8 protein-coding genes are annotated in these 12,485 nt (G+C 64.6%); 4 read left to right on the forward strand and 4 right to left on the reverse strand.

From position 1 onward, the window contains the following. Positions 1-6 precede the first annotated feature (6 nt). From ACQR50_RS07735 to ACQR50_RS07745, 3 genes are read left to right on the forward strand one after another with little or no spacing between them, the layout of a single operon-like run. On the forward strand, positions 7-3,195 hold the full coding sequence (locus ACQR50_RS07735) for an efflux RND transporter permease subunit (protein WP_428970478.1): 3,189 nt from the start codon (positions 7-9) through the stop codon (positions 3,193-3,195). A 3-nt stretch (positions 3,196-3,198) separates the two neighbouring features. Next, positions 3,199-4,695 (forward strand): efflux transporter outer membrane subunit, encoded by a 1,497-nt coding sequence (locus ACQR50_RS07740; protein WP_428970479.1) that lies wholly within the window; start codon positions 3,199-3,201, stop codon positions 4,693-4,695. Positions 4,696-4,700: 5 nt separating this feature from the next. Then, complete coding sequence (locus tag ACQR50_RS07745; RefSeq protein WP_428970480.1) at positions 4,701-5,336, forward strand: TetR/AcrR family transcriptional regulator; 636 nt, start codon at positions 4,701-4,703, stop codon at positions 5,334-5,336. Between the two features lie 352 nt (positions 5,337-5,688). Here the strand turns inward: ACQR50_RS07745 and ACQR50_RS07750 are convergent, their stop codons facing one another. The 4 genes from ACQR50_RS07750 to ACQR50_RS07765 form a co-directional block, all read right to left on the reverse strand. Further along, positions 5,689-7,197, reverse strand: a complete 1,509-nt coding sequence (locus ACQR50_RS07750; protein WP_428970481.1) for a tryptophan halogenase family protein — start codon at positions 7,195-7,197, stop codon at positions 5,689-5,691. Further along, a complete protein-coding gene (locus tag ACQR50_RS07755) occupies positions 7,194-7,910 on the reverse strand; it encodes a DUF6445 family protein (protein ID WP_428970482.1) in 717 nt (238 codons plus the stop codon). Before ACQR50_RS07755 ends, ACQR50_RS07750 begins: the two co-directional genes overlap by 4 nt. Positions 7,911-7,979: 69 nt before the next feature. Further along, positions 7,980-10,820, reverse strand: coding sequence for a TonB-dependent receptor (locus ACQR50_RS07760; RefSeq protein WP_428970483.1), 2,841 nt, complete (start codon positions 10,818-10,820; stop codon positions 7,980-7,982). Between the two features lie 648 nt (positions 10,821-11,468). Next, entirely contained in the window at positions 11,469-11,828 is a 360-nt protein-coding gene (locus ACQR50_RS07765; RefSeq protein ID WP_428970484.1) for a hypothetical protein, read from the reverse strand. A 106-nt stretch (positions 11,829-11,934) separates the two neighbouring features. Here ACQR50_RS07765 and ACQR50_RS07770 point away from each other — a divergent pair, with 106 nt between their 5' ends. Further along, positions 11,935-12,270, forward strand: coding sequence for a hypothetical protein (locus tag ACQR50_RS07770; RefSeq protein ID WP_428970485.1), 336 nt, complete (start codon positions 11,935-11,937; stop codon positions 12,268-12,270). Positions 12,271-12,485: the final 215 nt, after the last annotated feature.

Raw genomic sequence — 12,485 nt, forward strand, 5'->3', positions numbered from 1 at the left:
ACGGCCATGTCACGCTATTTCATCGATCGCCCGATCTTCGCCTATGTGCTGGCGGTGATGGTCGTCATCGCGGGGCTCTTGTCCCTGCGCTCGCTGCCCATCGCGCAGTTCCCGGCGATCGCGCCGCCCGCGGTCTCGATCACCGCCAATTATCCGGGCGCCGACGCCCAGACGCTGGAGAACACCACCACCCAGATCATCGAGCAGCAGATGAAGGGGATCGACCACCTTCGCTACTTCTCGTCCTCGTCGTCGTCGGCGGGCAGCGTGACGATCACGTTGACCTTCGAACAGGGGACCGATCCCGACATCGCGCAGGTGCAGGTCCAGAACAAGCTGCAGGCGGCGACCCCGCTGCTGCCGCAGGAGGTTCAGCGCCAGGGCATCATCGTCGCCAAGGCGACGCAGAATTTCCTGCTGTTCGTCGGCCTCTATTCCGAGAACGGCAAGCATGACGCGGACGATCTGGCCGACATCGTCGCCTCGCGGATTTCCGATCCGCTGTCCCGTGTGACGGGCGTTGGCGATACCCAGATCTTCGGCTCGCAATATGCGATGCGCATCTGGGTCGATCCGATCAAGCTCAACAATTATGCGCTGACCATGGCGGACGTGACCAGCGCGGTCACGGCGCAGAACGCGCAGGTCTCGGCGGGCCAGATCGGCGCGCAGCCCGCGCCCAAGGAACAGATGCTCAACGCGACCGTCTCGGTCTCGTCGCGGCTGACTTCCCCTGAGCAGTTCGCCCAGATCCGCCTGAAGAGCAACACGGACGGCTCGATCGTCCGGCTGGGCGACGTCGCGCGCGTCGCGATCGGCGCGGAAAACTATGCCTTCTCGGCACAGTGGAACGGCAAGCCCGCCTCGGGCATCGGCATCAAGCTGGCCCCCGGTGCCAACGCGCTCGATACCGTCGTCGCGGTCAAGGAACGAGTGAACCAACTCGCCAAGACCTTCCCGTCGGACGTCAAGGTCATCTTCCCCTACGACACCTCGCCCTTCGTGCGGCTGTCGATCGAGCAGGTGATCGAGACGCTGGTCGAGGCGGTCGTGCTCGTCTTCCTCGTCATGTTCCTGTTCCTCCAGAATTTCCGCGCCACGCTGATCCCGACGATCGCTGTGCCGGTGGTGCTGACGGGGACGTTCGCGGTGCTGGCGGCGTTCGGCTATTCGATCAACACGCTGACCCTGTTCGGCATGGTGCTGGCCATCGGCCTGTTGGTCGACGACGCGATCGTCGTGGTCGAGAATGTCGAACGCCTGATCACCACCGAGCATCTGTCGCCCAAGGAGGCGGCACGAAAGTCGATGGACGAGATCACCGGCGCGCTGATCGGCATCGCGGCGGTGCTGTCCGCCGTGTTCCTGCCGATGGCGTTCTTCGGCGGGTCGACCGGCGTCATCTATCGCCAGTTCTCGATCACCATCGTCTCGGCGATGGTGCTGTCGGTCGCGGTCGCGCTGATCCTGACGCCCGCGCTGTGCGCCACCATCCTGAAGCCGCACGATCCGAACAAGGCCGAAGGCCATGGTCCGCTGGCCCGTTTCTTCCGCTGGTTCAACGACCGGTTCGACCGTGGGCGCGACCGCTATGAAAAGGGCGTCCGCTCGACCGCGCGGCGCTGGGGGCGGTCGCTGATCGTCTATGCGTTGATCGTCGTCGGCATGGCCTTCCTGTTCATGCGACTGCCCAGCGGCTTCCTGCCCGACGAGGATCAGGGCGTGATGATCGCACTGGTCCAGGGCCCGCCGGGGGCGACCACGGCGCGGACCCAGAAGGGCCTCGATCTCGTCCGTGATCATTTCCTGAGCGATGCAGGCGATGCCATTCGCGGCGTCTACACGATCAACGGCTTCAGCTTTGCGGGCCAGGGCCAGAATAGCGGTATCGCCTTCATCCCGATGAAGGAGTGGAAGGACCGCCCCGGTGCGCAGAACAAGGCACAGGCGATCATCGGCCGCGCCATGGGGGCGTTCGCCCGCTACAATGACGGCCTGATCTTCGCGGTCATCCCGCCCGCCGTCCAGGAACTGGGCAATGCGACCGGCTTCGACATGCAGCTGGTCGACGAAGGCGGCATCGGGCACGAGAAGCTGCTCGCCGCGCGCACCATGTTGCTCGGCATGGCGTCGCAGAACAAGTCGCTGGTCGGCGTGCGCCCCAACGCGCTCGACGACGCGCCGCAGCTCAAGGTCAATGTCGACCAGGACAAGGCGCGCGCACTCGGCCTCGACCTGTCGACCGTCAACAGCACGATCGCGACCGCCTGGGGTGGTGCTTACGTGAACGACTTCATCGATCGTGGCCGGGTGAAGCGCGTCTATATCCAGGCCGATGCGGCCTATCGCATGGCGCCCGAGGATATCGGCGACCTCTATGTGCGCGGGGCGACGGGCACGATGGCGCCGTTCACCGCCTTCTCCTCGTTCGACTGGCACCAGGGGCCGATGCAGCTGACCCGCTATAACGGCCAGCCCTCGATGGAAATTCTGGGCCAGGCTGCGCCCGGCGTCTCGTCGGGCGCGGCGATCAAGGCGATGGAGGAGATGCAGGCCAAGCTGCCGCCGGGCACCCGGCTCGACTGGACCGGCCTCAGCTATGAGGAACAGCTGTCCGGTGGTCAGGCACCCGCGCTCTATGGCCTGTCGTTGCTGATCGTCTTCCTGTGCCTCGCCGCGCTGTACGAAAGCTGGTCGGTGCCGATCTCGGTCATGCTGGTGGTGCCGCTGGGCGTCGTCGGTGCGCTGCTGGCCGCGATGCTGACCGGGTTGAACAACGACATCTATCTTCAGGTCGGCCTGATCACCACGATCGGCGTGTCGGCGAAGAACGCGATCCTGATCGTCGAATTTGCCGAGGAGAAGATGCGCGAGGGGCTGAGTGCGTTCGATGCGGCGATCGAGGCCGCCAAGCTTCGCCTCCGTCCGATCCTGATGACCAGCCTGGCCTTCGTATTCGGCGTGTTCCCGCTGGCCATCGCCAACGGCGCAGGGGCAGGGGGGCAGAATGCCATCGGTCGCGCCGTGGTGGGCGGCATGTTGTCGGCGACGATCCTGGCGATCTTCTTCGTGCCGATGTTCTTCGTCGTCGTCATGCGGCTGTTCGATCGCAGCAAGCAGCGCAAGGCCGAGGGCGACACGTCGCCGCACGACGATAGCCACCGCGACGCGCCCACCGTGCCGCAGGGAGTTTGATCCATGATCCGTTCCAAATCCACCCTCGCCCTGCTGGCGGCGACGATGCTCGCCGGGTGCAATCTCGCCCCCAAATATGTCCGGCCGGTGGGTGCGGTCCCCGCGACCTTGCCCCAGGACGGCATCTATCCGGCCGCCGCGTCGGATGCGCCGGACGTCACCCGGATCGGCTGGCAGTCCTTCTTCACCGACGATCGCCTGCGTCGCACCATTGCGCTGGGGCTAGAGAATAACCGGGACCTGCGCGTCGCGGCGGCGAATGTGCTTCAGGCGCGCGCGCAATATCGGGTCCAGCGCGCCGATCTGGTCCCGTCGACCAACCTGTCGGGCTCGGGCACCTATACCAACAACATCCAGGGCGCCGCAGGCGCTCTGGGTGGCGCGGCGGGTGGCGGAACCGGCGCGGGGGCGGGGACCGGTACCGGTGGTACCGGCGCCGGCCTCGGCACCGGGGTCGGCTCGTCCTCGCAGAACCTGGAATTCTATTCGGCCAATGTCGGTTTCTCGGCCTTCGAGCTCGACCTGTTCGGCCGCGTCCGCAACCTCAACCGCGCCGCGCTGGAACAGTATTTCGCGACCGAGGAAGCCCAGCGCGCAACTCGGATCAGCCTGATCGCCGAAATCGCGACGGCCTGGCTGACCTATGCCTCGGACCAGGATCAGCTTCGCATCTCGCAGGAGTCGTTGAAATCCTTCGCGCAATCGCTGGAGTTGACGCGGGCGCAGTTCCGGATCGGCGTCGCCTCCGAGCTTGAGGCGCGGCAGGCCGAAACCACCTATCAGGGCGCACGCAACGACATCGCCGTGCTCAAGACGCGGGTGGCGCAGGACAAGAATGCGCTCGACCTGCTGGTCGGCGCGCCGGTGCAGACCGATCTGTTGCCGCAAGGGTTGGGCGACGGGAACGCGGCCTTGCCGCTGCTCCCTACCGGCCTGTCCTCCGACATCCTGCTGCGCCGCCCCGATGTGTTGCAGGCCGAGCATCAGCTGATCGCGCAGAACGCCAATATCGGCGCGGCGCGCGCGGCGATGTTCCCGCGCATCTCGCTGACCGCGACCCTGGGGACGATCAGCACCGCGCTGAGCGGCCTCTTCGCGGGCGGCAGCTTCACCTATACCGGCGCGCCGTCGGTCTCGCTGCCGCTGTTCGACGGCGGGCGGATCCGAGGCAATCTGGACGCCGCCCGCGCGCAGCAGCAGGCGGCCGTCTCGACCTATGAAAAGACCGTCCAGACCGCGTTCCGCGAGGTCGCCGACGCCTTGGCCCAGCGCGGCACCATCGACGAACAGATCGCCGCGCAGACGGCCCGCGTCGAGGCGGCGAACGTCGCGCTGAAGATTTCCGACGCGCGGTATCGGACGGGCGTCGAATCCTTCCTGACGACGCTGGATTCCCAACGCACCGCCTATTCGGCGCAGCAGTTGCTGGTGACCACCCGCCTCAATCGCGAGAGCAACATGGTCGAGCTGTACCGCTCGCTGGGCGGTGGGCTGAACTAGGCCATATGGGCGACGCCGACACCTTGTCCCCGCGCCATGGCGGCCCGGCCATGCCGGTCGCCGCGCGCGGCCGCCCCAGTCTCGAACGGGCGGCGGAAATCGGCAATCTGGTCGTCGAGGCCGCGATCACGGCCTTTGTCGAACAGGGGCTGGATATCTCGATCGAGCAGATCGCCCAGTCGGTCGGCGTCAGCAAGCAGGCCATCTATCGCCGCTGGTCGAGCAAGATCCAGCTCCTGATGGACGTGATGGACCGGGTGATGGCCAGGGTTCATTCCAACCTGACTCAGGACCTGCCCGACGACGCCTTCCTCGCCCTGAAGGAACTGTCCCGCCGCATGTGTGAGCCGGACGGCGGGGTACGCGAACGGAGTATGACGATCCTCATGGCGGAGGCGCTGGAGGATATCACCGTGCACCATTGGCTGGGCTCCTGGCGAGACAAGCACTTCGCCTTTTACCGGCGATACGTCACGGCAGTCCTCTCGGACGAACAGGCCGCCGAGACGGTCGCGAGGATATTGCTCGATATCGTCGACGGCGTCAGCCGGGAGACCTATTGGCAGGATCTGTCCGAAGCAGAATGCGCGACGCTGTTCCTGCGCAAGTGGGACGCGTGCTTGTCTTTGTTGCATGGGTGATCGCGTGTCGATGCCGCTCTGGTTTGACCGACGCCGATGATCGACTCTGTGGGATCGTGGATAATCCCCGCGATAGGACGATGGAGCGGTCTGGCTCTGACGTTCGGAGCTTGTCGAACTATCCGTAGATCGCGAGCCGTTGAGCGTAGTCGGCAGGCGGACAGATTAGAGGCTGCATAAGGTGGTCGCGATGCGTTCGTAGCTGGTGGTGGCGGTCGTAGCGGAGGCATTTCGGACGGGGTGCGTGGTCGCGGAGTTTCCGCGACGTACCTACTCCATACGGCCTCCTTCCATTCCCGTGAGAAGACCACGCCGTCCGATTGCGCGATTGAATACTCGGCTTCCGCCCGGATCAGCGCCGGGCGGAACAATGGCGCGCGAGGAAGTCCGCATGGGCGGGCATGTGCCCGGCCGCCGCCTGCGTCACCGCGGCGATCCGGTTCAGACGCGCGCGGAGTTCGTCCATCGGCATACCTTGCGCCAGCGGATCGTGACCGCTGGCGACCAGTCCCTGTCCGTCCATCACCGCCAGCCAGCTGGTTTTGGTGAACAACTCGTCCGCCTCGCGATACACCCGGCCCGTGCGGGCATGGATGGCCAGCCGCTCCGCCAGCGTTTCCGGAATGTCCATGCTGGCCAATTCCCGCCAATAGGCGGTGTCGCGGCGCTCGGTCGCGTGGAAATGCAGGATCAGGAAGTCGCGGACGCTATCGAACTCCGCCGCCATCAGCCGGTTGTAGCGGCGCGTGTCCGCCGGTTCGAACGCCCGGGTGGGCAGCATCTCCAGGAGGCGCGCGATCCCCGCCTGGATCAGATGGATGCTGGTCGACTCCAGGGGCTCCAGGAATCCCCCGGCCAGCCCGAGTGCCACGCAGTTGCCGATCCAGAACCGGTCGCGCCGCCCGGTCCGGAAACGTAAAGGTCGCGGATCGGACAGGGGCGCCCCGTCGAGATGGGCGAGCAACGTCGCCACCGCCTCGTCGTCGGACAGGTGGCGGCTGGCATAGACCAGGCCGTTCCCCGTACGATGCTGAAGCGGGATGCGCCATTGCCAGCCCGCGCCGTGCGCGGTGGAGCGGGTGAACGGGGTCGGCGGCCCGGCATTGGCGGTGGGCACCGCGACCGCGCGGTCATTGGGCAGCCAATGCCCCCAATCCTCGAACCCCGCGCCCATCGCATCCTCGATCAGCAGGCCACGAAAGCCCGAACAATCGACGAAGAGATCGGCGGCGATCCGGCGGCCATCGGCCAGCAGGACGGCTTCGATGAAATCACGCGGGCCGCCGCGTTCGACGGATACGACCCGACCTTCCTCGCGGCGAACACCGGCGGCTTCGGCATGGCCGCGAAGGAAGCGGGCATAGAGCGCGGCGTCGAAATGAAAGGCATAACCGATATGCGCGAGCGGGGTGTTGCCGGGTTGGGGCCGCATGAACCGCCCACTACGGGCCGCAGCCGCGCAGATCGAATAGGCTTCGAGCGGCAGGGCTTCGCCTGCCAGCCGCAGTCGCTGCCACATCGCCTCGAACGGAACGGCGCCCTTGTCGATGCCGTAGACACCGAAGGGATGGAAATAGCGATGGCCGGGGCGCAGCCAGTCGAAGAACTCGATCCCCAGCTTGAAGGTGCCTTGGGTCGCGCGGACGAAATCGTCTTCGTCGATGCCGAGCAGCGCGTTGAAGGCCTGGATCGGCGGGATGGTGGCCTCGCCGACGCCGACCGTGCCGATCTCCTCGGACTCGACCAGGGTGATTGCGGGGCCTTCCGGTCCCAGCACGCGGGCAAGCGCGGCGGCGGCCATCCAGCCCGCCGTCCCCCCGCCGATGATCGCGATCCGGCCGATGGGCGCATCGTCGCTCATGCCGCCAGCCTGCATTGGAGGAACAGATTGCCGGTCAACCGCCCTGTTCTAGGGTCCTCAGCCCGGGCGGGTAGATGGGTAATCCGTCCCGAGTGCAGCAGATTCGCGCGGTAGAGGACCAGCCGGTCGGGCCTGGCGGCAATGACGTCGATCATCTCGAAGGCGGTGTCGCCATCGGTGCAATAGCCAGCGGGCGGTGGTGGATCGTCCGCGCGGGCGGCGTGATATCGGGGCAGGCGCTCCGCATCCAATGTCTCGAAGCCGGTGGCGCGGTGCCGGAAAAAGGCGGTGCCGTCGTCATTGTCGGACGACAGGAAATGGACGGTGGCGAATTGCAGCCGATCGGCGGTGTCGACATGCGGCACGCGTTGATCCTCGCTCAAGGCGGCGGGATCGGTGGTGACCAGCGAGAAATTGCCGCGCGCGCGGGCGGGGCGGACCGGCACGCCGGTGAAATGCGTCGCGATCAGCGGCAGGACGCGGCGCACCATCGCATCGACATAGGCGATGGGGGCGGGACCGAGCAGCCCGGGATACGCGCTGCCGACGGCGGCGGCGGGAGCGAAGGCGGATCTGGTCGCGGCGAAGTCCCGCAAATGATCGACCCATCCGGTCGCACCGTCCAGGATGACCACCGGCTCGCGCTCATGGCCGATATGGCGAACGGTCGCGACGGCATCGGTCGCAAATTCCAGCGCGGGCGCCGTGGCCATGACTATTCCTAACCCCTGACGAAAAAAGCCGGCATGGTCCGATCGTCAGACCATGCCGGCAGGCGGGGATCAATAGGTTGCGCGGAGCGACAGGCCGAAGCGGCGATCGTTCAGCTGATACTGAAGCGGCTGACCCATGGTGCCGATATAGGTGACGTTCATGCGATTGGTCAGGTTCACCGCATCGGCGGAGACCGCGATATGGCTGTTCACATTGACGCTGACCGACGCATCGAGCGACGCATAGGGCTTGGCATATTGCGGCTGGTTGGTGCCCGCGCCGAACGTCTGGTCAAGATAGCTCGACCGCCAGTTATAGGCGAGGCGTGCGGTCAGCGGTCCCTTTTCGTACAGCCCGATCAGGTTGTAATTGTGCTTGGACAGCTTCTCCAGCGGCAGCTGGGTATTGCCGGACCCGGCAATGGCGAACGGGTTGGTGACGTTGGAGTCGACATAGGTGTAGTTTGCCTGCATGCCGAAGCCGCTGAGCAGGCCCGGCAGGAAGTCGAAGAACTGCTGATAGCCGATCTCTGCACCCTTGACGGTACCCTTGCCCGAATTGAGCACGGTGTTGACGTCATAGGCGCGTCCCTGGAAATTCTGGACGATCACGCCGCTGGCCAGAAAACCGTCGACCTTCTTGTAGAAAAGGCCACCCGTCAGCGATCCGGTGGAGGCGAAATACCATTCCGCCGTCAGGTCGAAATTGTTCGACGAAATCGGCCGCAGGCGCGGATTGCCCGAATTGGCACTGGGGCGGCCGGTGATCGGATTGATCTGATTGGGATTGTTCAGCGTCAGGTTCGTCGACAACTGGTCGAAGTTTGGTCGCGCCAGCCCCTTGGAATAGGCGAAGCGCATCTGGAACTCTTCGGTGATCCGCGCCCGCAGGTTCACGCTGGGCAGCGCGCGGGTATAGCTGTTCTGGATCGAGAGCGGCGAGCTGGTCCCGTTCGAGTTGAACTGCGTACCGAAGGAGGTCAGGTCGGTCTTCACCAGCCGGACGCCGACGCCGCCATCAAAGCGCAGGCCCGCGCCTTCGAATGCGTAATCGACCGCGCCCCAGGCGGTATAGGTCTTTTCGGTCTGCGAATTCAGATCGCCCGGCGTGAAGGCATCCTTCGTCCGGGCCCCGAACAGCGCGTACAGCGCCTTGGTCTGCGCCCAGACTCCGTCGCCAGCGGGGAAGGCGGGATAGAGGAAGCCGCCGGTCACGCTGCGTCCGTCGAAGAAATTCTTGGACGGCCCCGGCATGGCCAGCTGGGGGTTGCGGCTGAGCGGGATCAGGGGAGTGCCGTCCTTGGCCGAGCAGGATGGATCGGGTCCGGTCGCATACAGGCAGACGCCATTCCAGGTGCCGCGCAGATCGATCGAATTGTCCGAATAGCGTGCGCCCCCGCGCAGTTTCTGCAGGAAGCCGCCCTCCAGATCATATTCGATGTCATAGGCCAGCGCGAGCGTGTCCGCGTCGTTGCGCTGCAAGGCGTCGGCGATGAACGGCGTGCTGTAATTGGCCGGATTGCTCAGCAGCGCCTTGTCGCGCACGTCCCATTGCGGGCGGCTGCCGCGCAGGTCGAAGTCGATGGTCGACGGGTGCGGCGATCCGGTGGGCGTGTTCTGTCCGGCGGCGGTAAACAGCGACAGGACATGGCCGTTGCGGTCGGCATTGTAATAGCTCTTCAGATACTGGGCGTCGAAATGGACCTTGGCCCGGTCCGTCGCCTGCCAGTCCGCGGCCAGGGTGAAGTTCTGGCTCTGGCTCCACAACTCCTGGTCGAAACGCCCGGTTTCGAAATTCTGCCCACGCAGCGAGCCGGAGGTCGCATAGCCTTCGTTGTTGAAGGTGAAGGTCGATCCGGGCAGGGGGTTGGACTGGCTGCCGCCATTGACCGTGTAATAATAGGCCCCGCGCCGGTTGAACCAGTATTTCGCGAGCTGATACTGACCGGTGATCAGCAGATTGTCGGCCGCCTGCCACTGCACCGCGCTGGCGATGCCCAGGCGGCGGCGGTCGCCGAGATCGTCATAGACCTGCATCCCCATCGGTGCCCGGGCATCGGCAGGCGCGCCGGCAATGCTGCCGGCCGGTATCGGCTGCTGCGGGTTTGCGAGGATGCCGTCCTGGCGGTAATGCGCGGTCGAATAGACGGCGTTGAACAGGACGCCGATCTCGCCGATGCCGGTGTCGAAGCGATTGCTGTACAGACCCGAGGCCGAATAGCCGAACTTGTCGACGCGGTCGTAATAGTTGCCGCGCAGCGTGCCGCTGATCGTCTGGCCGGGCTGGTCGAAGGGCAGGCGGGTGCGCAGGTTCACCGCCGCGCCGACGCCACCCTCGATGACATTGGCGGGGGCGTTCTTGTAGACGTCGATGCCGCCGAGCAATTCGGGCGGAATCCCCTCCAGATCGAAGGCACGGCCGCCCGAAGCCGAATAGATGGCACGGCCGTCGAGGAAGTTCTGCACCTGGGTCAGGCCGCGCACCGTGATGGCGGGCGAGGTGCGGTGATCGAAGTCGGTCGCGCCTTCGCCATAGCGGCGCTGGATCTGGACACCGGTGATGCGCTGCAACGCCTCGGTCGTGTTGGCGTCGGGCAGTTTGCCGATGTCCTGCGCCTGCACCGAGTCGATGATCTGATTGGCGTTGCGCTTCAGCGCCTGCGCCGAGCGCAGCGACTCGCGCACGCCGGTGACGACGATGTCCTGATCCGAAACGCCCTGCTCGGCGACCTGCGAGGCATTGAGCGCGCCGGTCGGCTGGCTGGGATCGCGGCCCTGCTCCACGCGAAGCTCGGCACCGCGCTTCGGCGGCGCCACGGCGGTCTGTGCATGGGCGATGTTGTGAATGCCGCCCGTTGCGATCGCAACGACGGACGCGCCAAGCAGCCAGCGCGATGCAATATCTCGCATAAATCCTCCCCCCAAATGTACGCCCGCTAAGATGCGGGTCGCGCACTACATGGCACAAAGGTAAATGCCTGACAAATGTATTTAAAAGAAAAAGGCGCTACATGGCATGTTGCCGCAACATAATGATTTTATTGGGGTATTTTCAGCAATGGGTGAATCGTCCCCTTTGGGAAGAGGTTGGTTATCCCGCCCAGTTCTGATCATTATCTATTTGTTATAATGACTTAAGGGGTTCTTCGGTGGTTTAAGCGCCTGACTTGGAAGGCGCAGCAATTCCATGACAAATTGCCCCAAGGCACGAATTTGTTTAGCGAATCGCGGCAGTTGGGTTTTGATTTCCATCAAGACCCCATTGCTCGGCTGGGATGCTCCTGCGCGCGGTGAGGCCTCAAGTCCGACAAGATGGTTATGTCACGTTTCGGGCTATCGCATAGGACAGTGATGGCGGATTGCTGCTGCCGTGCTGACCATCCGACGTATCGCTACGCAGCCGACTTCGGTCTTTCGATTTGCGGGCGGGCAGGCGGCCTGGCGGTTCGAGATCGCGGCGTTGGCCCCTCGGAGGGGCTATTGCAAAAATCCGAGGCGGGAAGGCGGGGCGCCTCGATCACCGCTCATGGGCCTGCTCTGGTTGGCGTATCGCCGCCCTCACTGATGGCGAAGGGTCTTTTCAAAGCCTTCATTCGTCTTCGCCATTTTGGCGAGCTTTCGCAGATACGTACGGACATGCCGTTCGAACCGAATATCGTCATTCATCCCGGTGGCCGGATACTCGTCCTGTCCGATCATCTCTTTGATGCGGACGATGAGCGCAGCTTGATCGTCAATATACTCGGCGCTCTTCAGCGTGCGGCACACCCATTCCTCGGCCGCAGCCTTGTCGAAGTCGTCCCGGGCTTCGTAGCCGCGACGATCGGCGGCGGCCTGATCCAGCCGCGCCGCCTCATAGCGGCGCTCCAGCCATTTGCGGACCATCGCCGCATCCCAGGGTTTCGCCGAACTCGTCATCTTCGCCCCCATCGGCCCGGCGGGGTGGGGGCCTTTTGCAGCTTTCCATATGACGGGGTGGATCGCTTTGCTACAGGCCGTCGGAAATAAGGCAGTTGTTCCATCCATGGCCAGACGTTCCAAACACGATCCTTATGATCACCTCCCGCCGGAAGAGGAGGCCGAGGCTGCACCGGTGCCATGCTGGCTCTGCGGTCGGCCGACGGGCAAGACTATCGTCTGGCACCATCCGGTACCCAAAAGCCGGGGTGGCCGGGATGTCGTGCCGATGCATCCGATATGCCAGCAGACCCTGACCGTGAATTTCAGCAATTCCGAACTGCAACGGCATGGGATGAACGTGGCTGGCCTGCTCGATCACCCGAACGTGCGGAAATTCGTCGATTGGGTCGCCAAAAAGGATCCGGACTTCACCGCGACCATCACCAAGAAGCAGCGCTGACGCCTGTTGCTCGGTTGCGATTGGTGAACGGAGGGGGGGGCAGGCTCGATCCGAACATGCGCTCCACGCCGCCGATCCCGGATGCCAGATTCAAAATCCTTTTGTCGATCAATTGGATGCGGGATGGGACGATGCCAGCACGGTCCCCGCAGCGACTTCGTCCTACGTCGCCCGTTAGCTTACGACGCGTTCTCCCGCTACGATCGCTACTTTGC

The sequence above is a fragment of the Sphingomonas sp. Xoc002 genome (genome assembly GCF_050408055.1).
Taxonomy (GTDB): domain Bacteria; phylum Pseudomonadota; class Alphaproteobacteria; order Sphingomonadales; family Sphingomonadaceae; genus Sphingomonas; species Sphingomonas yabuuchiae.

Excerpts from the sequence above, each read along its gene's own strand:
- ACQR50_RS07735 (WP_428970478.1), top strand. The coding sequence starts at position 7 with ATGTCACGCTATTTCATCGATCGCCCGATCTTCGCCTATGTGCTGGCG.
- ACQR50_RS07740 (WP_428970479.1), top strand. The coding sequence starts at position 3,199 with ATGATCCGTTCCAAATCCACCCTCGCCCTGCTGGCGGCGACGATGCTC.
- ACQR50_RS07745 (WP_428970480.1), top strand. The coding sequence starts at position 4,701 with ATGGGCGACGCCGACACCTTGTCCCCGCGCCATGGCGGCCCGGCCATG.
- ACQR50_RS07750 (WP_428970481.1), bottom strand. The coding sequence starts at position 7,197 with ATGAGCGACGATGCGCCCATCGGCCGGATCGCGATCATCGGCGGGGGG.
- ACQR50_RS07755 (WP_428970482.1), bottom strand. The coding sequence starts at position 7,910 with ATGGCCACGGCGCCCGCGCTGGAATTTGCGACCGATGCCGTCGCGACC.
- ACQR50_RS07760 (WP_428970483.1), bottom strand. The coding sequence starts at position 10,820 with ATGCGAGATATTGCATCGCGCTGGCTGCTTGGCGCGTCCGTCGTTGCG.
- ACQR50_RS07765 (WP_428970484.1), bottom strand. The coding sequence starts at position 11,828 with ATGACGAGTTCGGCGAAACCCTGGGATGCGGCGATGGTCCGCAAATGG.
- ACQR50_RS07770 (WP_428970485.1), top strand. The coding sequence starts at position 11,935 with ATGGCCAGACGTTCCAAACACGATCCTTATGATCACCTCCCGCCGGAA.